Source organism: Citrobacter sp. RHB35-C17 (assembly GCF_013816795.1).
GTDB classification, from domain to species: domain Bacteria; phylum Pseudomonadota; class Gammaproteobacteria; order Enterobacterales; family Enterobacteriaceae; genus Citrobacter_A; species Citrobacter_A amalonaticus.
Genome location: NZ_CP057150.1, coordinates 4,210,009 through 4,235,059, shown reverse-complemented (window position 1 = coordinate 4,235,059; position 25,051 = coordinate 4,210,009). Strand labels below are relative to the sequence as shown.

24 protein-coding genes are annotated in these 25,051 nt (G+C 53.4%); 20 read left to right on the top strand and 4 right to left on the bottom strand.

All coding sequences use genetic code 11. The features are described 5' to 3' along the window. Positions 1-55: 55 nt before the first annotated feature. The 4 genes from dcuB to HVZ37_RS20185 form a co-directional block, all read right to left on the bottom strand. Positions 56-1,396: an anaerobic C4-dicarboxylate transporter DcuB gene (dcuB, locus tag HVZ37_RS20200; protein ID WP_042999100.1), complete on the bottom strand. Its 1,341-nt coding sequence runs from the start codon at positions 1,394-1,396 to the stop codon at positions 56-58. Between the two features lie 635 nt (positions 1,397-2,031). Beyond that, positions 2,032-2,751 carry a two-component system response regulator DcuR gene (gene dcuR / locus HVZ37_RS20195; RefSeq protein ID WP_042999101.1) on the bottom strand — a complete coding sequence of 240 codons (720 nt, stop codon included), beginning with the start codon at positions 2,749-2,751 and terminating at the stop codon, positions 2,032-2,034. After that, positions 2,748-4,379 carry a sensor histidine kinase gene (locus tag HVZ37_RS20190; RefSeq protein ID WP_044264069.1) on the bottom strand — a complete coding sequence of 544 codons (1,632 nt, stop codon included), beginning with the start codon at positions 4,377-4,379 and terminating at the stop codon, positions 2,748-2,750. The genes dcuR and HVZ37_RS20190 overlap by 4 nt, the downstream gene beginning before the upstream one ends. A gap of 121 nt (positions 4,380-4,500) precedes the next feature. Further along, positions 4,501-5,451 (bottom strand): nickel/cobalt transporter, encoded by a 951-nt coding sequence (locus tag HVZ37_RS20185; RefSeq protein ID WP_181627923.1) that lies wholly within the window; start codon positions 5,449-5,451, stop codon positions 4,501-4,503. Between the two features lie 478 nt (positions 5,452-5,929). Here HVZ37_RS20185 and HVZ37_RS20180 point away from each other — a divergent pair, with 478 nt between their 5' ends. From HVZ37_RS20180 to HVZ37_RS20085, 20 genes are all read left to right on the top strand, one after another. After that, positions 5,930-8,362: a DMSO/selenate family reductase complex A subunit gene (locus HVZ37_RS20180; protein WP_181627922.1), complete on the top strand. Its 2,433-nt coding sequence runs from the start codon at positions 5,930-5,932 to the stop codon at positions 8,360-8,362. Between the two features lie 13 nt (positions 8,363-8,375). Beyond that, positions 8,376-9,002 (top strand): DMSO/selenate family reductase complex B subunit, encoded by a 627-nt coding sequence (locus HVZ37_RS20175; RefSeq protein WP_042999104.1) that lies wholly within the window; start codon positions 8,376-8,378, stop codon positions 9,000-9,002. Next, positions 8,995-9,768: a DmsC/YnfH family molybdoenzyme membrane anchor subunit gene (locus tag HVZ37_RS20170; protein WP_054176703.1), complete on the top strand. Its 774-nt coding sequence runs from the start codon at positions 8,995-8,997 to the stop codon at positions 9,766-9,768. Before HVZ37_RS20175 ends, HVZ37_RS20170 begins: the two co-directional genes overlap by 8 nt. Before the next feature lie 44 nt (positions 9,769-9,812). Continuing rightward, the gene (locus HVZ37_RS20165) at positions 9,813-10,409 is read left to right on the top strand and encodes a molecular chaperone (protein ID WP_181627921.1); all 597 of its coding nucleotides are present in this window, start codon (positions 9,813-9,815) and stop codon (positions 10,407-10,409) included. Next, complete coding sequence (gene napF, locus HVZ37_RS20160; RefSeq protein WP_042999107.1) at positions 10,406-10,942, top strand: ferredoxin-type protein NapF; 537 nt, start codon at positions 10,406-10,408, stop codon at positions 10,940-10,942. Before HVZ37_RS20165 ends, napF begins: the two co-directional genes overlap by 4 nt. A gap of 214 nt (positions 10,943-11,156) precedes the next feature. After that, positions 11,157-11,492 (top strand): type II toxin-antitoxin system PrlF family antitoxin, encoded by a 336-nt coding sequence (locus tag HVZ37_RS20155; RefSeq protein WP_042999108.1) that lies wholly within the window; start codon positions 11,157-11,159, stop codon positions 11,490-11,492. 3 nt (positions 11,493-11,495) lie between these two features. Then, positions 11,496-11,972 (top strand): type II toxin-antitoxin system YhaV family toxin, encoded by a 477-nt coding sequence (locus HVZ37_RS20150; protein ID WP_181627920.1) that lies wholly within the window; start codon positions 11,496-11,498, stop codon positions 11,970-11,972. 423 nt (positions 11,973-12,395) lie between these two features. Next, positions 12,396-12,926 carry a fimbrial protein gene (locus HVZ37_RS20145; protein ID WP_042999110.1) on the top strand — a complete coding sequence of 177 codons (531 nt, stop codon included), beginning with the start codon at positions 12,396-12,398 and terminating at the stop codon, positions 12,924-12,926. Positions 12,927-12,994: 68 nt separating this feature from the next. Continuing rightward, complete coding sequence (locus tag HVZ37_RS20140; protein WP_042999111.1) at positions 12,995-13,543, top strand: fimbrial protein; 549 nt, start codon at positions 12,995-12,997, stop codon at positions 13,541-13,543. A 93-nt stretch (positions 13,544-13,636) separates the two neighbouring features. Then, the gene (locus tag HVZ37_RS20135) at positions 13,637-16,081 is read left to right on the top strand and encodes a fimbria/pilus outer membrane usher protein (RefSeq protein WP_224267598.1); all 2,445 of its coding nucleotides are present in this window, start codon (positions 13,637-13,639) and stop codon (positions 16,079-16,081) included. 42 nt (positions 16,082-16,123) lie between these two features. Next, positions 16,124-16,867 carry a molecular chaperone gene (locus HVZ37_RS20130; RefSeq protein ID WP_044264050.1) on the top strand — a complete coding sequence of 248 codons (744 nt, stop codon included), beginning with the start codon at positions 16,124-16,126 and terminating at the stop codon, positions 16,865-16,867. A gap of 17 nt (positions 16,868-16,884) precedes the next feature. Continuing rightward, positions 16,885-17,508: a fimbrial protein gene (locus HVZ37_RS20125; RefSeq protein WP_142765432.1), complete on the top strand. Its 624-nt coding sequence runs from the start codon at positions 16,885-16,887 to the stop codon at positions 17,506-17,508. Beyond that, positions 17,508-18,563 carry a fimbrial protein gene (locus HVZ37_RS20120; RefSeq protein WP_044257299.1) on the top strand — a complete coding sequence of 352 codons (1,056 nt, stop codon included), beginning with the start codon at positions 17,508-17,510 and terminating at the stop codon, positions 18,561-18,563. Before HVZ37_RS20125 ends, HVZ37_RS20120 begins: the two co-directional genes overlap by 1 nt. Before the next feature lie 9 nt (positions 18,564-18,572). Next, positions 18,573-19,121: a fimbrial protein gene (locus tag HVZ37_RS20115; protein WP_044257297.1), complete on the top strand. Its 549-nt coding sequence runs from the start codon at positions 18,573-18,575 to the stop codon at positions 19,119-19,121. An 83-nt stretch (positions 19,122-19,204) separates the two neighbouring features. Continuing rightward, complete coding sequence (locus tag HVZ37_RS20110) at positions 19,205-19,813, top strand: DNA-binding response regulator (RefSeq protein WP_225851817.1); 609 nt, start codon at positions 19,205-19,207, stop codon at positions 19,811-19,813. Positions 19,814-19,895: 82 nt separating this feature from the next. Continuing rightward, positions 19,896-20,093 (top strand): DUF4762 family protein, encoded by a 198-nt coding sequence (locus HVZ37_RS20105; RefSeq protein ID WP_044257294.1) that lies wholly within the window; start codon positions 19,896-19,898, stop codon positions 20,091-20,093. A 63-nt stretch (positions 20,094-20,156) separates the two neighbouring features. Further along, on the top strand, positions 20,157-20,828 hold the full coding sequence (locus HVZ37_RS20100; protein WP_104445958.1) for a DsbA family protein: 672 nt from the start codon (positions 20,157-20,159) through the stop codon (positions 20,826-20,828). A 5-nt stretch (positions 20,829-20,833) separates the two neighbouring features. Continuing rightward, positions 20,834-21,784 carry an ABC transporter gene (locus tag HVZ37_RS20095; protein WP_109739559.1) on the top strand — a complete coding sequence of 317 codons (951 nt, stop codon included), beginning with the start codon at positions 20,834-20,836 and terminating at the stop codon, positions 21,782-21,784. 8 nt (positions 21,785-21,792) lie between these two features. After that, on the top strand, positions 21,793-23,901 hold the full coding sequence (locus HVZ37_RS20090) for a cysteine peptidase family C39 domain-containing protein (protein ID WP_181627919.1): 2,109 nt from the start codon (positions 21,793-21,795) through the stop codon (positions 23,899-23,901). Next, positions 23,898-25,049, top strand: a complete 1,152-nt coding sequence (locus HVZ37_RS20085; protein WP_052517424.1) for an efflux RND transporter periplasmic adaptor subunit — start codon at positions 23,898-23,900, stop codon at positions 25,047-25,049. The genes HVZ37_RS20090 and HVZ37_RS20085 overlap by 4 nt, the downstream gene beginning before the upstream one ends. Positions 25,050-25,051 lie beyond the last annotated feature (2 nt).

Below are 25,051 nucleotides of genomic sequence, written 5' to 3'. Positions count from 1 at the left end.
CTTTTAATATCATAAGTGACGTGCCGCCCGGTGACGGACGGCACGCGGGAGACCTTTACAGGAATCCGTACATGGCAGCAAAGATCCAGCCAAAGACGCAGGAGACGCTCACGCCAATCAAACCCGGGAGAATAAAGCTGTGGTTGATGACGAAGCGACCAATGCGGGTGGTACCTGAACGGTCGAACTGAATGGCGGCCAGATCGCTTGGATAGGTCGGCAGAATGTAGTAGCCGTAGCACGCCGGGGCAGACGCCACGATGTAGGCCGGGTCAACGCCAATCGCCAGCGCGACCGGAACGATAGCCGCCAGCGCCGCTGCCTGAGAGTTAACGAATTTAGACACCAGCAGCAGAACAATCGCATAGGCCCACGGATACTCTTTCACCATGTTACCCAGCACACCTTCGATTTCTGTCATGTGCGCGCCGAACATGGTTTCCGCCATCCAGGCGATACCGTACACCGCCACAATCGCGATCATACCTGAACGGAAGACTTCGTTTTTAGAGATTGAAGCGGGATTGGTTTTGGTCAGAATAATAATCAACGCGCCGGTCAGCAGCATGAACATCTGGATAACCAGCACCATCGACAGCGCTTTGCCACCGAATGAAGGGCGAAGTTCAGAGAAGGCACCCAGGATAGCGACGACAGCAATGGCGGCAAGGAAGATCCACATCGCCAGCCAGTTGCTTTTCGGCAGTTTTTTGTCCAGCAGCGTAGCGGTATCGCCATACACGTAGTGATGGTTTTCCGGTACGGAGATGAATTTCTGGAAGTCTTCATCTTTATCCAGATCTTTACCACGGAACCAGCTGAAAATACCGATAGCCAGAATACCAATCAGCGTGGACGGGATAGTGATCGCCAGCAGGTCGAGGAATTCGAGGTGTTTGCCTTCAAACGTCACATTACCCAGCATGGCAACCAGAGAAACCACCGCCACCGATACCGGACTTGCAATGATCCCCATTTGTGCGCCGATGGAGCTGGCGGCCATCGGACGTTCCGGGCGGATGTTATTTTTAATCGCCACGTCGTAAATGATGGGCAAAATCGTGTAGACCACGTGGCCGGTCCCGCACAGGATAGTCAGGGTACAGGTCACAAACGGGGCAACGATAGAGACATATTTCGGGTTGCGGCGCAGCAGTTTCTCTGCGATCTGCAACATCACATCCAGACCGCCTGAGGCCTGTAGCGTTGCTGAGGCCGCGACCACGGCGATGATCACCAGCATGACGTCAACCGGTGGTTTACCCGGCTGGAGGTGGAAAACGAACACCAGAATGACCAGGCCGATACCGCCTAACAAACCCAGCGCGATACCGCCCTTTCTGGCACCATAAAACAAACATATTAATATTATGAGAAGTTGTATACTAAATAGCATTTATTTACCCTCGCGATAAAACCAGTCAATTTTGATAAATGGATCACAGCCATGTTCTGTTTTTTGTGTAATGGGCGCAGAGCCTGGCTAATATTCGTTTCGTCTGAAAGTGCGATTAGTTTTTAAACATCGAATAATGTTATTCCTAAGGACAGGAAAACTCTTATCGTTTTTTTCAGGCTGTTTTCAGAGAGCACGACTCTCTGGCGATGGGCAGTGTTGAAAAAGAAGAGCAGAGGCAGGTTCGGGCTACTTTTTGTATCTTTATGAAAAACATGAACATATCATCTGCTCACAGAGTGTGCTTATCCTTAAGATGTAGCATGAGCTCCGTTGCTACCGTTTATCGTTTTTGTTAATCCGTCCGGTTATTTCCAGACTACTCCTTTGTGATTAAAAATACACACTCTGCGCAGGGGATAATACTTTATTAACTTTTGTTAGCGTTTTTGAAATTAAAAACAATGGCGTGTCGGATAATAATAACGCATTGAAAAATGTGGAGTGATGCAATTATATTTGATCTGGCACAATTTCTGAATTTGCAGGAAGTAACCTTAACCTTTTTATTTTTTCATTATTGTAATAATTGTTACCAATATATAACGAAATAATGCAAGGTTAAGATTTATCTTCTACTGACAATATTGCTTAAGTAAAGAATAATGTTCTGCCTGAATACGGTAACGGTAAACCGGCCTGCCCGTAACGCCATAATGGATGCTGGTAACCAGAATATGACAGTTGACCAGCCAGATAAGATATTTGCGGCAGGAGACGCGAGAGATATTCACCGCATTTGCCAGTTCATCGGTTGAAAACTCATAATCTTGATGTGCATCGATCCACTGACACAGCGTGCGCAGCGTCTGCGGCGTCAACCCTTTCGGCAGGCGGCGGGTGTCCTGCTCACTGGACGCATTGCCGTGAATCAGTTGGTCCAGCTCTGACTGCTCATAATACTGGTGCTTATCCATGTCCCTTTTCTTTTGCAGCCAGCTGGTGAGGGCTTCCTCAAAGCGTGAGGCCTGAAACGGCTTGATTAAGTAATCTACAACGCCGTAGTGCAACGAATCCTTGATCGTCATGGCATCGGCGGCAGAAGAGATGACAATGACATCGCTTTTGCAGCCAGCGGCATGCAGAAGCGGTAACAGGTCCAGCCCGTTCTCTTTCTGCATGTAAATATCCAGCAGAATCAGGTCAATCTGAACATCGCTATTAAAAATAACCTCTTTGGCTTTTTCCAGCGTTGAGGCGGTTCCGCAGCACTGAAAACCGGGGATCTGTGCGACATAGCGGCGGTTTAACTCCGCGACCATGGCGTCGTCATCGATAATAAAGACATTGATCATGTGCTGGCCCTCTCCCCATCCCAGGGTATTTGTACAAAAAATTGTGTGAAAACGCCAGGTTCGGATTCCACAAAAATATTGCCACCAAGACTTTCAACTTGTTGTTTAACAAGCGCTAAACCAACGCCGCGTTCAGTTCCTTTAGACGAGACGCCTTTATCAAAAATAGCGTCAAGGCGGTGCGGTTCAATGCCGGGACCATCGTCACTGACTTCACAATGTAGCCAACCATTGCGATAGTATAAGGAGACGCTGATCTCACCTCCTGACTGCTGTGCTAACGCGTCGATCGCGTTTTCAATCAGATTTCCGAGCGCGGTAATCAATACCGCAATTTGATCTTCATTGCCGCTGTCCGGTACCTGGCTGTCATGGCTAATCACCAGTTTGTGCCCTGAATCGGATGTGCGATTAATCTTACTAAGTAAAAAGCCAGCAATGACCGGCGATCTAATTTTGCCTAACAGTGAGCCGATCTCTTCCTGATAGTTGTTTGCCGTCTTAATAATATAGTCTTCAAGCTGCTTATAACTCTTCAGATGTAACAATCCCAGAATCACATGTAATTTATTCATGAATTCGTGGGATCGTTCACGGAGTGAGTCGGCATAGTTCACCATGCCATCCAGTCGCTGCATCAACTGGCGAACTTCCGTTTTGTCCCTGAAGGTGGAGATCGCGCCAATAATCTTGCCGTCGCTGCGAACCGGGACGGTATTAATGAGCAGCAACCGATCTTTGATGTTGATCTCTTCGTCGCGGTGCGACGTACCGTCGCGCAGCACTTCGCTGAGATCCACCACCTGCGACCATGCATGGCTGAGCGTGGAAAACTGGGGGTCATCCTGTGACTTACGGTAATCCAGCAACTCCTGGGCGGCCTCGTTGATTAACGTCACTTCGCCTTTGTCGTCAACGGCGATGACCCCCTCTTTGATTGATTGCAGCATCGCCTGGCGCTGTTCAAACAGGGTAGAAATTTCATACGGTTCCAGGCCAAACAGGATGCGTTTGAGCACTTTCACCAGCACCCATGTTCCCAGCAGGCCAACCAGCACGCCAAAAAGTACGGACCAGAGGATGCTGCCGCGACTGTCGTTAATCTGTTCGGTCACCCGACTCAGTTCCAGGCCGATTGCCACCACCCCAATCTGGTGGTGATTGTCGTCATAAATGGGGGTGAAAACGCGCAGCGCCTGGGCAAGAAAGCCCCGGTTGATGGCGATATTCTCTTTGCCATCCAGCGCCAGCAAAATATCGTCGCCCTTAAATGGTTGCCCGATGCGTTGGGCTTCCGGATGAGAATAACGCAGGCTTTTCATGTCGGTGACAACAATGAACAGCATATCGTTTCGCTTGCGCACCGCTTCGGCAATCGCCTGAATCCCGCTATCCTCGGGTTTTTTCATCAACCCCGCACGGATCTCCGGCGAGTCTGCCAGCGTCCGGGCAACGGCCAGCGCTTTGTCTGCCAGCGCATCACGCGTCATGTGGCTGATTTGTGAGAAGTAGAACAGATGGACGACAAGCAAGACAGAAAACAACACGGCGCTGACCATCAGTATCACCGTCGTACCGAGTTTCATCGGCCGTTCACGTAGCTTGCGACAAGGCAGGGAGTGTCTCATGGTGGTCCCGGGTTCACAGTTCGTGTGGATATTATCCCTATTGGGACGCGTAATTCAAAGGTGGCAGGGAAATTCACTGGGGCAGGTGCCCCATTATCGGATCATTATTACGCAGGTCGGGTCAGCAACCTGCGGCAATATAATCGCCGTTGGCGCTAATCGGGATCACCGTTAAGAACAGAATTGTGGCAAACAGGATCAGCACCACACCGCCGACTATTTTCGCTGCAGGCGCAAGCCATTTCAGAGCGGGATGTCCTGTACCGAACCATGAGAGTGTCTGATTTCGGGCATAACGTACCGCCAGAGACAGTCCCATGATCGACAGCGCAGTGCCAAAGGACATGGTCATCACCGCTGCAATGCCCCAGGTGACGATACCGAGAGCATTGGAAAACAGCAGGATCATGATTGCCCCGCTGCATGGTCGGGCACCGATGGCGAGAATCACCCCCAGCCGGGTTTTCCAGTTACCGTCCACCAGCGTCTGCCCGACGCCGTGATGTCCGCAGCCGCACTTCTCGTCATGGCTATGCAAGGGAGTCAATCGGGTGAAGGTTATCGGGCGTATGGATTTAAGTGCCTGATAAATGAGAAACGCGCCGAATCCGGCGATCAGCGCAGCGCTGATTTTTTCAACGTACCATCGGCTGGTGCTCAAATCGCCGGCTGCCAGGTTAAAGCCAATCGCGAGGATAAACACAAACAGGATCGCACTGACTCCTTGCATCAGACTGCCAATAAAAGGCACGACCCGCGCAGCCAGCAGGCTTTCCTTATTGGTACTCAGATAGGTCGTCACGATGAACTTTCCGTGTCCCGGTCCGATGGCATGCAGTACGCCGTACAGAAACGCCCCCGTCAGTAACCAGAAACCGCCGCTGTACTGATGATTATTCAACTGCAGCAGATTCATCACCAGATAGCGATGCAGGGTGATTTGCGTCGCCAGACACCACTGAATAAATGCTCCCCAGTGCAGATGCAGGGTATAGCCGATCCCAAACAGTGTCAGCGTCAGGAGTCCTGCCAGCGACAGGCGCAGAGAGGGATGGCGTCCGGATACGATCATGATTCAGTCTGGCTATGGGGATGATGAAACAGTATAGCCCGTTTACGGTAAGAACTCAGTTCACGCAGAAGGCTTTCTTCTTTTTGTATAACAAAAAATCATATTATTGCTAAATTAGCATAAAAAGTAATATGTTCCTGAACGCCAGGAATATTCATTTTGACCAGGAATACTCTTTTTGGCATACGTTCCAAAAATAAGAATTTTATTGCGCTTGCCTGACGGAATATATAAGCGCAATATAATTAACTATACAATGGTTATGCTGTTGTTCTGTTTTTATCTCTTATATGTTTACAAAAATGTCATCTTCAGTTAAATCACTGCTTTTTATCAGATGAAAAATGATATGAGTGTCATGGTTTTACCACTTTATTTTTCCATAAAAGCGCGTTTGATCATAATCAACCATCAGCCGTGTTTAGCCCTATATGATTACTTATTAATAATAACTATGGATGCAATGTGAGAAAAAAAGATGGAAATAAAAAAGTGGCTAAACACAACGCTGTCCCGACGGGATGCGGTGACAGGCACCGCAAAAATAGGTGCCGCTGTTGCACTCAGTAACGCGATTACGTTGCCTTTCTCTACCACCGCGCAGGCTGAAACGACCGACGCTCCTGCGCAAGGCGGCAATGGCGAAACCGTTCGCCACAGTGCCTGCCTGGTCAACTGTGGCAGCCGTTGCCCGCTGAAAGTGATCGTTAAAGATGACCGCATCGTGCGTATTGAACCGGAGGATGCAAAAGACGACGCGGTATTTGGCGAACATCAGATTCGTCCGTGTTTGCGCGGTCGTTCCAGTCGCTGGCGGGTATATAGTCCGGACCGGATTAAATATCCGATGAAACGCGTAGGTAAACGTGGCGAAGGGAAATTCAAACGTATTTCCTGGGATGAAGCGACAGCATTTATCGCTGCAGAATTAAAACGCGTGACGGAAAAATATGGCCGTGAGGCAATTTATTATAATTATCAGTCGGGCGCTTATTATCATACCCAGGGCACGCCTGCCTGGAAACGTCTGCTAAATCTTACCGGCGGCTATTTAAATTATCATAACACCTATTCCACGGCGCAAATTGCCACCGCAACGCCCTATACTCACGGCGTGTATGTCGGAAGTCACTTTACGCAAATTGCGCATTCCGATCTGGTGGTGCTGTTTGGTCTGAATTTGTCTGAAACGCGCATGTCTGGCGGCGGACAGGTGGAAGAGTTACGTCGTGCGCTGGAAGCCTCGAAAGCGCGGGTGATTATTATCGATCCGCGTTATACCGACTCGGTAGTTACCGAGCATGCCGAGTGGCTGCCGATTCGCCCGACGACCGATGCCGCGTTGGTGGCTGGTATCGCCCATACGTTGATTACCGAACAGTTGATCAATGAAGCCGAGGTGAATAAGTACTGCGTGGGCTATGACAGCAGCACGCTGCCTGAAGGCGCTGCGCCGAATGCCAGCTATAAAGACTACGTGATTGGTAAAGGTGATGACGGTATCGCTAAAACGCCGGAATGGGCGGCGGAGATCACGGGGCTTCCGGCGACGCGCATTCGCCAACTGGCGCGCGAAATCGCTTCGGCTCGTGCCTGTTACATTTGTCAGGGCTGGGGGCCGCAGCGTCACGCTAACGGCGAGCAAACCGTGCGCGCCATTCAGACGTTACCCGCACTGACGGGCCACTTTGGCCTGCCGGGCACCAATAACGGTAACTGGCCTTATGGCACCCCGTATGGCGTACCGCTGTTACCGATTTTGACCAACCCGATCAAGACCTCCATTCCGTGCTATCTGTGGACGGATGCGATTCAACGCCCGGAAATGATGACGGCCACCACGATGGGGGTGAAGGGGGCGGATAAACTGAAAACCGGCATCAAGCTGTTCTTCAACCAGGCCGGTAACACGCTGCTGAATCAGCACGGTGAAACCAACCGCACGCGCAAAATTCTCGCGGATGAAAGTTTGTGCGAAACCATTATCGTCATTGAAAACCACATGACGCCGAGCGCGAAGTACGCCGATCTCCTGCTGCCGGAAACCAGCTATCTCGAAGCGGAAGATCTGGTGGACAGCTCCTATGCCACGGGGTCTCACAACTACATGATCGCCTTGCAGAAAACGGTCACGCCGATGTGGGAAGTACGTAGCACCTACGATATTTGTGCTGATATCGCCGGGCATCTGGGGCTGCGTGAGCAGTACACCGAAGGGCGGACACAGGCGCAGTGGGCAGAAATGCACTATCAGCAGATCCGCGAGAAACGTCCGTACCTGCCGGAATGGTCGGTGGCGAAAGAGATGGGGGTCGTTGACCAGCGCATCGCAACCGACAAACAGAGCCTGGCGTTTGCTGATTTCCGTGCCGATGCCGTGGCCAATCCGCTGACCACGCCATCCGGCAAGATTGAGATCTACTCGCAGGCGCTGGCCGATCTCGCGAAAGCGTGGACGCTGCCGGAAGGCGATCGCATCCCGGCGGTACCGGAGTTCTGCGCGGTGACAGAGTCGCATCTGAACAAAGCGCTGACCGCGAAGTATCCGCTGCAGTTAAGCGGTTTTCACACCAAAGGCCATACCCACTCAACCTATACCAACGTGTTGATGCTGCATGAAGCGGTACCGGATGAAGTGTGGATCAACCCAATAGATGCCAGCGCACGCCAGTTGAATTCTGGCGATCTGGTGCATGTGTTCAACGATCGCGGCGTGGTGGCGATTCCCTGCAAGGTGACCCAGCGGATTCTGCCGGGTGTGGTGGCGATGCCACAGGGGGCGTGGACCCGTCTGGATAGCAACGGTGTGGACGTTGGCGGGTGCATCAATACCCTGACCAGTCATCTGCCGTCGCCGTTGGCGAAAGGGAACCCGCAGCATACCAACCTGGTTGAAATCAAACGCGCTTAAGGAGTGATCCGCAATGAAACAGTATGGCTTTTATGTTGACTCCTCGCGCTGCTCAGGCTGTAAAACCTGCCAGGTCAGCTGTAAGGATAATAAAGATCTGGACGTCGGCCCGAAATTCCGCCGGGTCTATGAATACGGCGGCGGAAGCTGGGTGAAAGAAGGAGAAAGCTGGCACAATGACACCTTTACCTACTACCTCTCTATCGCCTGTAACCACTGTGATGAGCCAGTCTGCGTATCAGGCTGCCCGACTGGCGCGATGCACAAGCGTGAAGAAGACGGTCTGGTGCTGGTCGATGACAGTATCTGCGTGGGCTGCCGCTATTGCGAGATGCGCTGCCCGTATGGCGCGCCGCAGTTTGATGCTAAGGCCAAAGTCATGCGCAAATGCGACGGCTGTCTCGACCGACTGGAGCAGAATCTGCGCCCCATCTGTGTGGATTCTTGCCCACAGCGAGCGCTGGATTTCGGCCCAATCGATGAACTGCGCGCGAAATACGGTAGCGAGAACGAAATTGCGCCACTACCCGCCGCGTCGTTTACCCATCCTAACCTCATCATTAAGCCGCATCCGAAGGCCAAACCTACGGGCGATAAGGAAGGGGCCATTATGAACATGGGGGAGGTGCGCCATGCATGAGTTACCGCTGGTCTTTTTTACCGTCTTTACCCAAAGCGCAGTGGGGGCATTTATTCTGCTGCTGATTGGCGGCACCCTGGGGCAGATCGAGGCGCGACGGATGGCTATCGGCCTGTTCTGTGTCATGTGTCTGTTTGGGGTTGGGGTGCTGCTGGGGGTAATCCACGTCGGACAACCGCTGCGTGCGCTGAATATGCTGCTGCGCGTGGGTCATTCGCCGATGAGCAACGAAATTGTACTGTCGGCAGTGTTTGCCACGCTTGGCGGGCTGGGTTCTCTCGGTCTGCTGCTTAACCGTGGCGCGACTGCGCTGTGTAAAGCGCTGGTATGGCTGGCAGCGGTGGTGGGCGTGGTCTTTATTCTGGCGATCCCGCAAATCTACCAGTTGCCGACGGTGGTTACCTGGCGCACCTCCTATACGACGGTGATGATGGTGCTGACGCCGCTGATTGGCGGCGGCATTCTGGCCGGGCTGTTCGGGCTGCGTCTGGGCCTGTTGATGAGCGTACTGGCGATACTCGTAAGTTTCTGCCTGCGACCGGGGTATGTGTCGACGCTGATGAGTGCGGACGACGCGTTAACGGCGGCGCAAACCAGTTGGTTTACCGCACAAGCGGCGCTGCTGGCGCTAGGCATTGTTGGGGTGGTGACCTGGGCGCGGTTGAAGTCCAGTGTCACGGTTCTGGCGATGACCGCCGTGGTCGTCATCGTGGCTGAGCTAGTGGGCAGGATTGCGTTCTACAATCTGTGGACGTTACCGATGTAACCTGTGAGCGGCTTCGGCCGCTCTGTTTTCAGGAGGAGCCAGAGATGACCCCCGATGCTGTATTACCGAGGATCCTCGGTGCACTGTTTTATTACTCTCCCGGACGACCGGAGGTGAAAGCGCTGTTCGACAGTCTGCCCATGATGCCCGATCTGTATCCGTGGCGCGATCCGGTGCAGATTGCCAGGCTGTGTGCTGACTGGCCGCTGCCGGATGATGAAGAACTGGCGTGGCAATTTTCCGTGCTGTTCGAAGGGCAAGGGGATATGCCCGCGCCGCCATGGGGTTCCGTCTGGCTGGAGCTCGATAATCTGCTGATGGGCGATACCACCGCGGAATACCGCGCGTTTTTACAGTCGCAGGGAATGGCATTTGACTCGCGCCAGAGCGAACCCGAAGATCAGTTTGGCCTGATGCTGTTAGCCAGTAGTGCGCTGCTGGAGGCCGGTAAAGACGCGGCGGTAAATCAATTATTCGCAGTGCATCTGCTGCCGTGGGGATATCGCTATCTGGAACGCGTGCAGGACAGCGCGGTGAGCCCGTTCTATGCGCGTCTTGCCGCCGTAACGGCGTGTTATCTGCAGGAGATGGAGCAGCAACGCGCGCTACAACCTGCGGTGAAACGGCTGTACTTCGGATGAACAAGTCAGAGAAATATTATCAGGCGCTGATGACGCATCGGCACGTCAGTCGGCGTGGGCTGTTTCGCGCGTTTGTCAGTGCGGCAAAGCACACTGCGCCGGAGGGGGTATCGGTGCCTCAACTTGCGCATTCGTTGCCACCGGGAGCCGTGCCTGATGCGCAGTTCATCGCGCAATGTACCCGATGCAACCAGTGTATCGATGCATGCCCGATGGGGATTCTGACCCGTCACGAAGACGGCTACCCGCAACTGGCTATTGATTATGCCAGTTGCGATGGCTGTGGGGCGTGCATTGCCGCATGCCCGAGTGACGCGCTGTGCGTACAGGCGCGTTTTGATACAGGCCTGCGGCCAACGTTCAGCGCTGCCTGCGTTAATCCAGTGCGCTCGTGTAACCAGTGTGTTGAGGCATGCCCCGAACTGGCCTGTACCCTCGGCGCGACGGGGATCCCTGTGCTGGACAGCGAGCGTTGTACCGGCTGCGGTGAATGCCGGGTACAGTGTCATGTTGATGCCGTCAGTCTGAAATAATCCTTCCGCCCGAATTTGCGAGACGGCTTCCCGTTTTGATCTTTTCCTCCTTTATAGGCTTTGAATCCTTTGTCATTGCGAGTTTCTGAGTGTAACGTTCAGCTCCGTGAGTTCTTTGCTAACAATGCAACTACATTGCAATGCGTTTGCATTGTTTTTCTGGCGAGCCTACAATGCGTTTAAAATTTGTACACAGTAACGCAAAGGGATAAATATGTTCGCCTATGTTCGATCTGAAGACATTGCCATTGAAGCGGATTCTAAATTGACGGAACGACATCAAACGACTATCCCTGCGTCGATCAGGGACGCTTTACATCTTCGCAGTGGTGATCGTATTCATTACACATTGCTTTCCACGGGTGAAGTACTGCTTTCAAAATACAGTGAAGCAACGGAGGACGGTGTGATGCGATCATTCCTGGACTTCTTATCACAGGATGTGGCGAATAACCCACAAACGCTGAAGAAGCTGGATTTATCCCGTGGCTATGAACTGGTTGATGGTATCGACGTCAATCTTGATGATGAAATCAGCGACGAAGACTGAAAAATGGATTTTCCCACATGGCTGAACGGGTGGACGATCTACGCTCATCCCTGTTTTATCGATCAATACAACGCGCTGGTCGCACGTGTTGAAGACCTTAAGCACAGGTTTCCAGATCCCATTGTTTTCCAGAAGAAGAAAGAGACCAAGGTGCTGGCGCATTTATTGAAATCCATTGCCAACATTACCCACGAACCCCGAGCTTCTGTTTACCGGCCTGGCGACAGTATAGGGAAAGCTTATACAGACTGGTCGAGAGCGGAGTTTGGTGGAGGACGGTATCGCTTATTTTTCCGTTATAGTCTCGAGAGTAAGATCATTGTCATCGCATGGGTGAATGATGAAGGGCCATTGCGCACCTACGGCAGCAAGACCGATGCCTATAAGATTTTCGGGAAAATGCTCGATGAGGGGAATCCACCCGACGACTGGCTAAGTTTGCTTCAGGTTTGTCAAAACGACGGGAAGGAACATCTTTGAGCTCTACTGTTGATATTTTCACCTTAACTATTCCAATAATTTACTGAATCATTATTTTATTTCCGGTATTATCGGGAATAATCTTAATCTCCTCATTGTTTTTCAAATTTTTCTTTCTAAAAACCCGTCATGTATTTCGGATTTATCACACCACTTCGCGAGATATAAATCCACCTTTCCTTTCCCTGCGAGTTAACAATGCGTATCTATCCCACAGCAAATGTAGTGCTTTGTGTGGAAATTTTGATTTGGTAGCATTTTCATCAGTTCAAAGGAGTGGTGGTAATTAATATTATTGCATTTTTAATTATTACCAGGACATTTCCAGAACAAAACCAAGAGTTGATTACAGCAGCACGAAATAACGAATGCGACGTGATGACTCTTTATTTCTCAGGATATTGGTACAAACAGGAAATTGTTATGAAAATGAATAAAGTTGCTATGGCTGTTGCGTTCAGCGCCGCTCTGGGTTCTATGTCTGTTTTAGCTGACACAACGAACGGTGTGATTGAATTCCAGGGTGAACTGGTAAATACCGCCTGTGGTCTGGCACCAGGTTCAAGCCCGGTGACCGTTGATTTTGGTCAGATTCCTGTTTCTGCACTGGCTAACGGTGCTCGCGCCGGAAACGTACACCAGAACATCGAACTGCAGCACTGCGACATCACGGTAGCGCAAACTGCAGAAGTGACTTACACCCCGACCAGCACCAACCCAACTGACGCCACTCTGGCGGCCTTTACTTCAGGCACCGCGTCTGGTGCGGGTATCGGCCTGCGTGACAGCGCCAGCCAGGATGTGGTGTGGGGCACTGCAACAACACCTGTCCAGCTGGTTAATGGCACCAACACCATTCCGTTTGTGGCCTATGTGAAAGCAGAAAGCGCAAGCGCAACCGTGGCTGCTGGTTCCTTCCAGTCCACCGTGAACTTCGAGATTGCGTACCAGTAATTGACCTGAAGTGATGAGTGCGGGGCGTGTTCCCGCACTTTCTCCACCGTAGACCAGGGAGGGACAAAGTGAAAATAAACAATACGCTCCTCATTGCCGTCTATTTTTGCGCTCTGGTCGGGTCGGCTTCGGTTTCAGCATCCACCGTCACGCCGGGTAAATTAGCCATGAGCGGTGAACTGATTGAGGCGGCATGCAGCCTTGACCCGAACAGTCGGGATATAGAGGTTGAGTTTGGTAATGTTTCTGCCAGCCTGATTAATCGTAATGATGAAGGCAATATTACGCGGCCAGTGTTGATACGCCTGACAGGATGTTCCGTGGTGAAACGAGGCAACGATGGTTCACTTTATCCTTATGCTTCGGTCACTTTTATGGGCAATGCGGCGGCATCCGATCCCACCACATTATTAGTCAGTGGTGACGCCGATGGCTTTGGTATTCGTCTACGTGACAGTCAGGGTGAAATATTAACGCTGGGTCAACCCTCTCCGGAATATGAACTGAGCGAGACCGATAACGTTTTAAAATTTTCCGCATCGCTGGTACCGGTTCAAAAATATATAAAAGCGGGCGAGTTTACTGCCGTTGCGCAGTTTTTTATGGATTACCACTAACAGCATAACAATAACCTGGCAGGAAGCAGGACGTTTTTAACGGATTTATTCGGGATGAAAATCATGTCGGTAAAAATAAAAACCCCTATAACGATGATTGCTCTTCTGGTAATGAATAGCTGCTATGCAGCGACAACCAGTGCCGAGGAGAGCGTTGAGTTTAATACCGATGTCCTGGATGCAGCGGAGCGCACGCAGATTGATCTGTCGCGTTTTGCAACCGACAACTATGTCACCCCAGGTGATTATTTGTTGGATATCCGTATTAACGGTCAGCCGGTCGGTCAGGAGAAAATTCGTTATATCGAGGCTCCTGAAGGCAAGCGCACGCTGCCGTGCATCAGCGGCGACCTGCTGGACAAACTGGCGCTGAAAGATGAGGCCCGCGCGCAGGTCACCCAGCTCTATGAGAACTGCTATTCCCTGCAAAGTCTGCCAGGGGCGAAATTAAGCAACTATGCCGGCGTGCTTGAAATTACCGTGCCGCAGGCGTGGATGAAGTATAACGATCCGAACTGGACGCCGCCTGAGCGCTGGGATGAAGGGATCGCGGGTCTTCTGTTTGACTACAGCCTCAACGGGCAACTCACCCGCCAGTTCAACGGCCAGGAAAACTACAGCGCGGTTTCAGGCTATGGCCAGGCAGGCGCGAACATCGGCGGCTGGCGTGTGCGCGGTGAATATCAGACCAGCTATTACAGCCAGAACCATCAATTCGATTTCGACTGGAATCAGATCTACGCCTACCGTCCTTTGCCGATGATGGCGGCGAAACTGACGCTGGGTGAGATCTACCTGAATTCGCAGGTTTTCGATACCGTGCGTTTTACCGGGGTCAACCTTGCCAGCGATGAGCGGATGCTGCCACCGGCGTTACAGGGCTATGCCCCTGAAATTCATGGTATCGCCCGTACCAACGCCAAAGTGACCGTCAGCCAGAGTGGGCGCGTCATCTATGAAACGACCGTACCCGCCGGGCCGTTCAACATTCAGGATTTGCGCAGTTCAGTGCGCGGTACGCTCGATGTACGCGTCGAAGAACAGGACGGCTCGGTCTCCACTTTCCAGGTGAACACCGCCAATATTCCGTATCTCACGCGTCCGGGCTACGTTCGTTACAACATCTCAGGCGGTACGCCGTCCCGTTACAACCATAAAATGCAGGGCCCAACGTTCCTTTCCGGCGATTTCTCCTGGGGGGTCAGTAACGCGTGGTCGCTGTATGGCGGCTTACAGTCTTCAGGTGAAGAGTACACCGCGGCGTCGTTGGGTATCGGGCGCGATCTCTATGCGTTTGGCGCTATTTCCATTGACGCCACCGAGTCGTGGAGCCGTGAGCCAGACGGCAACCGGCTGAAAGGAACCTCTTACAAGCTGAGCTACGCAAAAACCTTCGACGAATACAACAGCTCCATTACCTTTGCGGGCTACCGCTTCTCGCAGGAAGACTTCCGCACAATGGCGCAGTATCTCGATGAACGCTATCAGGGATACGACCACATCGGGCGCGAAAAAGAGCTCTATACCATCACCGGGAATAAAACCTTCTGGGCTGGCGAAGCAGGGAAGGCGACGACCGTCTTCCTGACCTGGACGCACCAGAACTACTGGGATAAGCGTAGCCAGGATCGTTACGGCATGTCGGTGGGTCGCGCCTTCCGCATTGGCGACATCAACGGTATCACCGCCAACCTTTCCGCTTACCGTACCGATTACAAAGGGCGCAAAGACGATTCGATCTCCTTCTCGCTGTCGGTGCCGATTGGCGACAACAAATGGGCGGGTCTGGATATCCAGACCAACAACGGCAAAACCAGTCCGATGGCGTCCTACACCGACAACAGTGATTACAACAACTTGTGGCGTATTCGTGCCGGTGCCAGCCAGAGCGGTAACGCCAGCGTTGACGGTTATTACCAGCATCGTTCGCAACTGGCGGAAATCAATACCAATGCCAGCTATCAGCAGAGCCAGTATATGGCGCTGAGCACGACACTGCGCGGTGGCTTCACGGCAACCCGCCACGGTGCCGCGATGCATAACAGCGGCGCAACGATCAACACGGCGCGCGTTATGGTGGATACCAATGGCATTGGCGGCGTGCCGCTTAACGGCAAGAAGTCGCGGACTAACGGCTACGGCATTGCCGTGGTGCCGGATGTGGTGAGCTACAACAGTTTTGACACCCGCGTGGACGTGGATGCGATGGACAGCGACATCGAACCGTCAAAAGCCATCAGCACGACAACCCTGACGGAAGGCGCGATTGGCTATCAGGCCTTCGGTATGGCGAAGGGGATGAAGATGATGGGGACGCTACGCCTCACGGATGGCAGCGTCCCGCCATTCGGCGCGGAAATTTACAACACCGATGGCGTAAGCGTCGCGATGGTGCTGGAAGACGGGCAAGCCTGGCTTGCGGGAGTCAATGCGAACGAAACGCTGAACGTGATGTGGGGCGGTAAACAGCAATGTCAGGTGACGATCCCGCCAGGCGCAAACAACGGATCGGCGAACACGCTTCTGCCGTGTCGTTAATCCCGACAGAACGAGTTATCTCACTGTAATAAAAGGCCAAAAATGAGCAAGAAAAGACATAGCGGATATCTGATGGCGGCGTGGGCGCTGAGCATGATTGGCGGCTACGCGCAGGCGGGGGTCTCTCTGGATCGGACCCGCGTCATTATTACGGAGAAAGAGGCCTCATCGAGCGCCAATCTGTCCAATACCAGCCCGGATATTCCCTTCCTCGCCCAGTCGTGGGTCGAGGATGAAAAGGGCAACAAGATTACCTCGCCGCTGATTGTGTTACCGCCGCTACAGCGAATCAACGGAGGGCAGAAAGGGATCGCGCGCGTCACCAAAACCGCCGGGATCGAAAAGCTGCCGCAGGACAGAGAAAGCCTGTTCTACCTCAATGTCCGGGAGATCCCGCCGAAGCCGGATAAACCGAATACGCTGCAACTGGCCATGCAGTCGCGCATCAAGCTGTTTTACCGCCCGGCGGCGGTGATCCCGAAGACCCGGAGTGAAATCTGGCAGGACCAGGTGGTGTTCCAGAAAAACGGCAACCAGATGACGGTACAGAATCCAACGCCTTACTACGTCACGATCCTTGGGTTGTCCAAAGGGGCCGGACAGAAGATCACCCAATTCCCCGGGATCATGATCGCGCCCAAATCGAGCCAGCAGTTTGCGGTAACGGACGGAAATGTCAGCCAGTTTTCCATGATGTACGTGAACGACTATGGCGGACACCCGGAGCTGAAGTTTCGTTGCGATGGCAACACCTGCAAAGCGCTTCCACCGGCGCAGCAGGGCTAACCAGGAGGAACCTGACAATGCAAAATCCTTTATTCACGGTGGCCCTCCTTGCGATGGGCGTGGCGTTTCAGTGCGGGGCGGATGTGCCCGCGCAGCCACAGCATAGCGCTCAGGAACATGTCAGCGAAGATAGCGGCATTGTCCGGTTTCACGGCACCGTGTTTGCCTCTCCCTGTGTGCTGATGACACAAGGGCGTGTTCAGGATGTCGAGATGGGCGAGATCAGCGCGCAGAATTTTCGCCAGGCGGGCGATCGCAGTGAGCCGGTACGCTTCAAATTGTATCTGAAGGACTGCCTGAAAGGGGCGTCGCAGTCGCGAGGGAGTCTGGCGTCCAGAACCACCGGGAATGACTGGCGTGCCTACAGCACCGGGGAGCAGGCAGTGCAACTGACGTTCGTTGGTGAATCCGATCTTAATAACGGCCAGCTATTACGCACCAGCGGTACGACCCAGGGAGCCGGCGTGCGCCTGCTCGATAAAAACGGGAATGCGCTGGATGTCGGGCAGACCCATGCGCCCTGGCTGGTGAACTCTGGTGATAGTGAACTGAATTTTATGGCGGCGCTGGAATCCACGGGGTTGCATGTGAGCGCGGGTGACTTTAGCAGCCTGGTCCGCCTGAAGATGGAGTACTTGTAATGAAACTGTCAGGCCTGTTCCGCCGCAAATGGCCGGTCTTACTGGCACTCAGCACGCTCGGCTTACCGGGCGCGGCGTGGTCCGCACTGGACGGTGAAATTGAACCGGTGAATGGGACCTATGACTATCTGATTAATATCAGCAATCATGATATTACCTCCAACCAGGCAGGGGCGACCATTACTGACGAGTTTAATCTGGCAGGGATGTTCCAGGGGCGTGCGTACTGTACACAGTCAATGGTGGATCAGCCGGTGTATTACATGTCTCAGGCGACGTTGACGCAGTCCGGAATGACGCCGGGTTACCTCAAACTTAATGACTATATGGACGTTAAAATTGAGATCTACATCGGCGGGAATCTGCAAGATTATAAAACAGTACCGTTTGATAACATCTCAAACGACGCCAATCAGAACTACTGTAACCCGCCCAGCACGATCCTTGACAACCAGTTTACCTCCGGTGCAAAGGGGAAAGTGACCTTTATGATCACCAAACCGATTATCAACGGGGTGAACCTGCAAGGATCTGAGATTGCAAAACTCTTTGGTCGCCTGGGGCCGGGCGCAATGGGGCAAACGCCGCTTTCCCGCATCACCATCGCTTCCGGTGTCATCACCGTGCCGGATAAATGTATCGTCAATCAGGGGACGCCGATCGTCGTTGACTTCGGCAACATACCGGGGATCGGTAGCCGACTGAATGGCATCAATTACAGCAAAAACGTACCGATTCATGTGAAGTGCGAGGGCGGCAGTTTTGCCCAGGGGGCACTGAATATCAAATTGGGGATCCAGCAGGCTAATCCTGCGTTTGACGATGGTAAATACCTGAGTACGCAGGGGACAACGGATCGTTCCGAGCTGGGCATTGCGCTGCGCGATCGTCAGGGCAACCCGGTGGCACCCAATACCTTCTATAACGTGCCGGGGTTTGCCAATAACGAAGGCGACTGGAACCTGACTGCCGCGCCGGTGGCGAAATATACCACCTCCGTCATTCCGGAAGGTGAGTTCCATGCATCTGCAACGGTTGTGGCTGAATTCCAGTAAGGAGGGAATATGCATCGCATAACAATGGTCTTTGCCGGTTTATTGACGGCGCTCGCTCCGGCCCCGGTGTGGGCGCTGGGGGAGTTGCTGGGTGGCGATCTCAGTTTCACCGGCGTGGTGATGGCCTACCCGTGCAGCATTGCGCCTGATTCAGAGCGGGTGCCAGTCGATTTCGGGAAAGTATCGACCAAGTCACTGTATATCAACGGAAAAACAGTGCCGGTTCCGTTCACGATCAAATTAGAGGATTGCACGCCGAGCGTCTTTGATTCTGTGACGGTGACGTTCAGCGGTACTGCCAATGGCAATCTGGCGGACCGACTGGCGATCAGCGCTACATCACCGGGCAACGCGGGTGGCGTGGGGATCGGTCTTCTGGAGGAAGACGATACGCCTGTGCGCCTGAATGTGGCGACCCGTCCGGCCGCGATCAGCGACACCACTTTACGGCTTAACTTCCAGGCATTTGTTGAGGCTGAACCGGATGCCTTAGCAAACGGCACCCTGACCACCGGACCTTTTACCGCCACAGCGAATTACACATTGAACTATCAGTAGCGTCATCAAAAGGATATTGAGGCATGGTGTATCAGTGTTTTCTTTACAACAAAGATCTCTTTTTTTCGCAAGGAATCAAAACAGTGATTGCCAGTTTGCTTGCGGAGAAAACGGATGTTTTATATTCCTTAACGGATGATTACACGCAATTGATTAAGCAGTTACAGACTCGCGTGAATGATGACTGCTGCCTGTGGATCCTCTGCGATTTGGACAGCCTGCCGCGTGAGCGGATTCGCGCGCTGCAGCTCATGAATAATTTCTATCAGCGTGAAAACAAGAATCTGATCATTTTATTAAGCGAGCACAACATGCCGCTGTTTTTCACGTTGTATGCGCTGTTGCCAAACGCGCACTGGTTATTGAAAAGCGAGAATCTCGCCAATATAACCCCTTTTTTTCAGGAATTATTGGACCAACGACGCCAGGGATGCTGCTTTAGCTATTCATTAGTGAATTACACCCGCAGAAGACTGCACCACCGGGAAATGAATTATACGATTTCCGGCAATGAATGGTGGCTGATGGAAGAGATATTCAAAGGGAAATCGCTGTCGCAAATTTCCGGTGAAGTGAATATTGATGTCCGGCGCCTGAGCTATATCAAGCGGCACTTAATGAAACGACTGAATATTAGAAACAACATTGCGTTATTCACGGTGTTCAAGGGAATTATGCCGTGTGACCCGTGAACTGTCTTTTCGGCAGTGGTATTTGCCGAGCGATCGGTGCAAGTGATTGCACCCCATTAAACCCTAAGTAAGGAAATCAGAGATGAAAAAATTAACTGCGATCGAAGTGGCTAACGTGGTGGGCGGAACCTGTAAAACCTGCGAAACCACGTATCAGAACGTCACTATTGGTGGTGTGACCTCCTGTAAGGAACTGACAACCTGCACGGATAAGCACGGTACGACCACGTCAATGAAAGATGCGAACGCCAGCAAGTGTGGTGGGGTTCCGAACCGCTAATCATTGGCTATGACCTGGAGGTACCCGCGCCTCCAGGTTTATCTTTTCCGCTGCGAGAATACTATGGCGACCCAATTTAAACGCATCACTATTATCAGCTATTCGCTGTGTTTGATCGTCATCTCTTCGTTGATGACGGTGCTTTGTTATCACATTTTTGTCTTTAATACCTTTGCCACGGATAACTCACAAACACAGGCTTTTCGTGAAGTCAGCGCAGAACAAATTGCACAGAGTCCGATTAAAGACGCGCGCAGTATTATCGAGGTGATGTCTTACGGTTGCCATTATTGTGCGGCTAACGAAGAAAATCTGGCGGAATTTTCCCGGACCCTGCCGCCGGGCAGTGTATTTACCGCGATTCATATTACCAGTGAGGACAGCGGTCTTGCTGCTTACGCGCCGATTTTCGCCACGCTGGAAGAGATGGGGATTGAAAAGAACGTTCGCGACAGCGCCTATAACGCCGTTATTACCCGTAATGTCGACCTCACCGATGAGAAGGCATTGAATGCCTGGCTGGTAAAAAACAATATTGATGTGGATAAATTTAATACTCTGCGTCAGAGCGATGCGGTTAAAAACCGTCTCAGCACGATGGCGGCCATTACCGCGCATTATGATATTAACGCGACGCCGATGTTTATTATCAATAAACGCTATGTGGTCGCCCAGGACAGTGAATTTCCTCAATTTGCGCAGCGCATGCTGCAATTGCTGAAAGAGGATAAATAACCGCGGTGGTCAGATTTTTTATTATCTGGAGCGTATTTAGTTTTAAAAACAGTGCGGGTTGGCTGTATGACGCGAAGCGTAATTTTTCTCAGGGAACACTGATTCTGCTGCGAAAAATGGTGCGTTATCTACCGCTGCCCGCATTACTGACCGTGGCGAAAGGACTCTGCGCGCTGCGGTTGCTGGGGCGCTCTTATCGCTTACGCAATGCGGTGGCAAACGAAAACACCCGCTGCCTGATCGGGCAAACCGGCCGGGTGAACGCGGCCTGGATCGCGGTGCGTCGCCGCCTGCTGGAAGAGGCCGCAACATGGGGACAAAACCCGGCGCTACTCCAGCAGATCCGTGCCTGTGCGGCAGAACTTGATGCCGTAGTCGCACCGCTGCATCAGCAGAACATTCCTTACATTCTGGCGCCGTTACATACGGTGTCGGACGTGCTGGCGGCGATGGTCGGTGCCTGCGTCACGCCGGGTAAAGCCTGCGTGGTGGTCTCTTCCAGCGCCGAACTCTACAACGCGCAGACCCGTGCCCTGGGCGGTATCGACCTCTCCTATTGCTCCATCCATCAGCAGAACAAAACGCTGGCCGGCAGCCTGATGGAGCTCATCACCGATGTCGCTACCGGACGGCAGAACATGATTATTTTTCCCGATATCTCGCCGGACTACACCCTACAGGCCGAAGGGGCGCTGGCGGCGAAACTGCCGTGTCGTTTATTCGGCCGCAGCGCGAAGTTACACAATGGCGTGGTGCGCCTTTCCGGAGTGATTGCGGCGCAGGTGGTGTTTTATCACCTCAGCTACCACAACGGTCTGCACATTCATATTCGTCCGCCGGTGAGCAGTCAGAATGTCGCCCGCGAACTGCCTGACATTATTGAATCCACGCTGCGCGAATATCCGCAGGAGTGGCTTCTTTGGCACAGCCATTCTCTCTTCTTTATTAATCACTGATGATAAAAATGACGACCACGATCCCGAATCTGATCTTTCAGGAAGAGACCAACGAGTGCGGCCTGGCGTGCGTGGCGATGCTGGCACAGACGCAGGGGCAGCCTGTTTCGCTGGCAACATTGCGCGAGTGGTTTCCGGCCTCTGACCACGGAACCTCACTGGATACGCTGATGAGCATTCTGGCGCGGCTGGGTATTGCGACGACGCCGGTCCTGTTTGAGCACGATGAGCTGAGCGACCTGCCGCTGCCGGCCATTTTGCATTATGGTGCAAGTCACTATGTCCTGCTGGCCTGGCGCAAAGGCAACCACGTGTGCGTGATGAACCCGGCGATTGGTGAGCAGTGGTTACCGTTTGCCGCGCTTAAGCAGGAGATCAGCGGCTATGCCCTGATTGTCGAACCTGAGCAGGCCGTTGCCGCAGACCCTGATTTGCCGTTGTCGACAACCGCACAGAGCGCGCCGCGGGCGATGAGCATGCAGGAAACTGCGGCGGTGCCGGGGATCTATCGGCTGATGCTGCTGACCTTCCTCGTCTCGCTGACGCTATTTCTGATGCCGACGATGGTGAGCAACGCCATCAACCAGGCCTTCTCCAGCGTGGAGAGCAGCGACTTTCCCTACGGCTGGTTTATCCTGGCGTTTGTCGCCTCCTCACTGATGGCGCTGGGCGTGCGGGTGATTAGCGAACGCTTTATCAAACGCTTTGTGCTGATTCACAGCGGTGTGGGGTTTTCCCGCCTGCTCCACAACCCACTGCGTTTTTTCGAAAAACGGGCGCCGGGGGAGATCTTCAGCCGCTTCACGGCCTGGCAGATTGGCCTGTTGCAAAAGATTGAGCTGGATAACGGCCTGCGCTCCGACTGGGTGATCTGCACGATCGCGCTGGCGATCATGTTCTGGATTGCGCCCGTGCTGGCGGCGATCTCCGCCGTCGGCGTCACGGTAATGGGGGTCATCAGCGTCTGGGCGGTGATCCGAGACCGCTGGTTCACCCAGCAATTGCAGCTGAAAAGCGCCACCCTGAATGATTTTTTCATGGAGACTATTCAGGGCATTTTGACCGTCAAAACCGCCGGACTGGAAGGACAGCGCCAGGGACAATTTGCCAACTTCAGTCGCGATCTGTTTTCGTGTCTGCAACGCCAGAAGGTCTATCAGCAGGTGAAAGAGGGGCTGTATCAGCTCACCGGAAGCCTGGAGATGGTGGTGTTTATGCTGGTGGTTCTGCCGATGGTGCACAGCAAACTGATCTCACTGGGCGATTTTTTTGCCTATAGCTTCCTGCGGCAAATATTCACCTCCTACGTCACGCGTATCTTCTACGCCATCATTCAGAAATCGCAATTGAACGTGATCGACACCCGCGCCCATGCGCTGTTTGCGCCACGAGACGAGGCGAAGCCCGCTTCGTTTGCGATGCAACTTCCCACCGATACCGCGCCGGATCTGACGTTTGCGTCGTTGTGCTATGGCTACGATCCCGCCAGGCCGGTGCTGTCGTCGGTGTCGCTGTCGCTACGCGCGGGCGATCAGATTGCAATTGTCGGTGAATCTGGTGCGGGTAAGAGCACTTTACTCCGTCTGATTGCCGGCCTGTTTTCTCCGCAGGCGGGGGGCTGTTATGCCGCAGATTCGGCACTCCCTTCGCAACAACTGGCGCAGTTTGTCTGCCTGCAAAGTCAGGAGGATATTCTGTTTAACGCCTCGGTTCGCGAAAACATTACGTTGTTCGACGCGCACTACCGCGAACGCGACCGTGGGCAGATTGAGGCATTGCTGGAATCCCTCGCGCTGGGTGAGGTGGTACGCGGATTACCGGGCGGTATCGACGCCCTGATCCGCGAAAGCCATGCGGCGCTGTCGCTCGGCCAGCGTCAGCGGTTATTGCTGGCGCGTGCGCTGTACAGTTCGCGTCCGGTGTTGTTGCTTGACGAACCGACCGCCAATCTTGACGACGACACTGCGGCCATTGTCATGGAGACGATTCACGCTCATTGCCAGAAAGCCGGTAAGTCACTGATTGTGGTCACCCACAGCGACGCGATTCTGTCGCGGTTCCAGCGGGTTTATCAACTGAACGACGGCACGCTCAGCCCGCTGGAGGTCAACGTATGACGCCGAAATCGCGTTGGCTGCTGATCGGCGGTGCAGTAGCGCTGGCCGTTGCGATCGGTGTCACCTGGGCGTCGCTGGCTTCGACCTCGCCGCAGGAGAGTTTACCGCTGGAGACCATTGGCACGGGCGATATCGAAAAGGTGGTGCTGGTGACGGGGGTTCTGAAACCGGCGGTGCAGGTTAACGTCGGGGCGCAGGTCAACGGACAATTGCGCAAGCTGTATGTGCGCCAGGGCGAGAAGGTGCAAAAAGGACAACTGCTGGCGGAAATTGACCCCACGTTGCAGGAGTCGGATCTCAACAACACGCGCGCGCAACTGGCCAGCGCTAAAGCGCAAAAACTGTCGGCGCAGGCGACGCTGTTACGTTATCGCCAGGAACTGAACCGCCAGCGCATGATGCTGCGTGACGGCTCTGCCGTGCGCAGTGAATACGAGCAGGCGAAGGCGCAATACGATGCGCAGGTGCAGCAAATTGACGTGAGCGATGCGCAGATTGTGCAGGCGGAGATGGCGGTGAAAACGGCGCAGGCCAATCTCAGCTATACCCGCATTGTGGCGCCCATCGACGGCGAAGTGCTGGGTATCGTCACCCGGGAAGGGCAGACCATCGTCTCCTCGCAAACGGCGCCGACCATTCTGGTGTTGGCGAACCTCGACACCATGCAGGTACAAACGCGTATCTCCGAAGCCGACGTGCAAAAAATCCGTCCCGGTCAGCCGCTGCGCTTTTACGTCATCGCCAATCCGGATAAACGCTACGTCAGTACGATGGGCTTCGTGCAGCCTGCGCCGCAGGAAGCGCTGGAAGCGCCCGGCGAGAGCGGCATGGGAGGTAATCAACAGGCGATGGCGGTGTACTACACCGGTACCTTTGAAGTGCCTAACGCTGAGCGCGAGCTCAAAACGTCAATGACGGCGCAGGTCTTTATTCAGATTGCCGAAGCAAAAAACGTATTGCGCGTGCCGGTCGCGGCGCTCGGGCAGGCGCTGGATACCGAGCGTTACACCATCACGACCGTTGAAAACGGGAAAACGCGCACCCGCACCATCCGCATTGGGATAAATGACCGGCAATACGCCGAAGTGCTGGAGGGATTGCAGGTCGGCGATCGCGTGGTGCTGGCGCAGGACACGGTGCGAGGATAGCG

Bases quoted from the DNA above. Each gene is read 5' to 3' on its own strand.
- dcuB (WP_042999100.1), bottom strand. From the start codon at position 1,396: ATGCTATTTAGTATACAACTTCTCATAATATTAATATGTTTGTTTTAT.
- dcuR (WP_042999101.1), bottom strand. From the start codon at position 2,751: ATGATCAATGTCTTTATTATCGATGACGACGCCATGGTCGCGGAGTTA.
- HVZ37_RS20190 (WP_044264069.1), bottom strand. From the start codon at position 4,379: ATGAGACACTCCCTGCCTTGTCGCAAGCTACGTGAACGGCCGATGAAA.
- HVZ37_RS20185 (WP_181627923.1), bottom strand. From the start codon at position 5,451: ATGATCGTATCCGGACGCCATCCCTCTCTGCGCCTGTCGCTGGCAGGA.
- HVZ37_RS20180 (WP_181627922.1), top strand. From the start codon at position 5,930: ATGGAAATAAAAAAGTGGCTAAACACAACGCTGTCCCGACGGGATGCG.
- HVZ37_RS20175 (WP_042999104.1), top strand. From the start codon at position 8,376: ATGAAACAGTATGGCTTTTATGTTGACTCCTCGCGCTGCTCAGGCTGT.
- HVZ37_RS20170 (WP_054176703.1), top strand. From the start codon at position 8,995: ATGCATGAGTTACCGCTGGTCTTTTTTACCGTCTTTACCCAAAGCGCA.
- HVZ37_RS20165 (WP_181627921.1), top strand. From the start codon at position 9,813: ATGACCCCCGATGCTGTATTACCGAGGATCCTCGGTGCACTGTTTTAT.
- napF (WP_042999107.1), top strand. From the start codon at position 10,406: ATGAACAAGTCAGAGAAATATTATCAGGCGCTGATGACGCATCGGCAC.
- HVZ37_RS20155 (WP_042999108.1), top strand. From the start codon at position 11,157: ATGTTCGCCTATGTTCGATCTGAAGACATTGCCATTGAAGCGGATTCT.
- HVZ37_RS20150 (WP_181627920.1), top strand. From the start codon at position 11,496: ATGGATTTTCCCACATGGCTGAACGGGTGGACGATCTACGCTCATCCC.
- HVZ37_RS20145 (WP_042999110.1), top strand. From the start codon at position 12,396: ATGAAAATGAATAAAGTTGCTATGGCTGTTGCGTTCAGCGCCGCTCTG.
- HVZ37_RS20135 (WP_224267598.1), top strand. From the start codon at position 13,637: ATGATTGCTCTTCTGGTAATGAATAGCTGCTATGCAGCGACAACCAGT.
- HVZ37_RS20130 (WP_044264050.1), top strand. From the start codon at position 16,124: ATGAGCAAGAAAAGACATAGCGGATATCTGATGGCGGCGTGGGCGCTG.
- HVZ37_RS20125 (WP_142765432.1), top strand. From the start codon at position 16,885: ATGCAAAATCCTTTATTCACGGTGGCCCTCCTTGCGATGGGCGTGGCG.
- HVZ37_RS20120 (WP_044257299.1), top strand. From the start codon at position 17,508: ATGAAACTGTCAGGCCTGTTCCGCCGCAAATGGCCGGTCTTACTGGCA.
- HVZ37_RS20115 (WP_044257297.1), top strand. From the start codon at position 18,573: ATGCATCGCATAACAATGGTCTTTGCCGGTTTATTGACGGCGCTCGCT.
- HVZ37_RS20105 (WP_044257294.1), top strand. From the start codon at position 19,896: ATGAAAAAATTAACTGCGATCGAAGTGGCTAACGTGGTGGGCGGAACC.
- HVZ37_RS20100 (WP_104445958.1), top strand. From the start codon at position 20,157: ATGGCGACCCAATTTAAACGCATCACTATTATCAGCTATTCGCTGTGT.
- HVZ37_RS20090 (WP_181627919.1), top strand. From the start codon at position 21,793: ATGACGACCACGATCCCGAATCTGATCTTTCAGGAAGAGACCAACGAG.
- HVZ37_RS20085 (WP_052517424.1), top strand. From the start codon at position 23,898: ATGACGCCGAAATCGCGTTGGCTGCTGATCGGCGGTGCAGTAGCGCTG.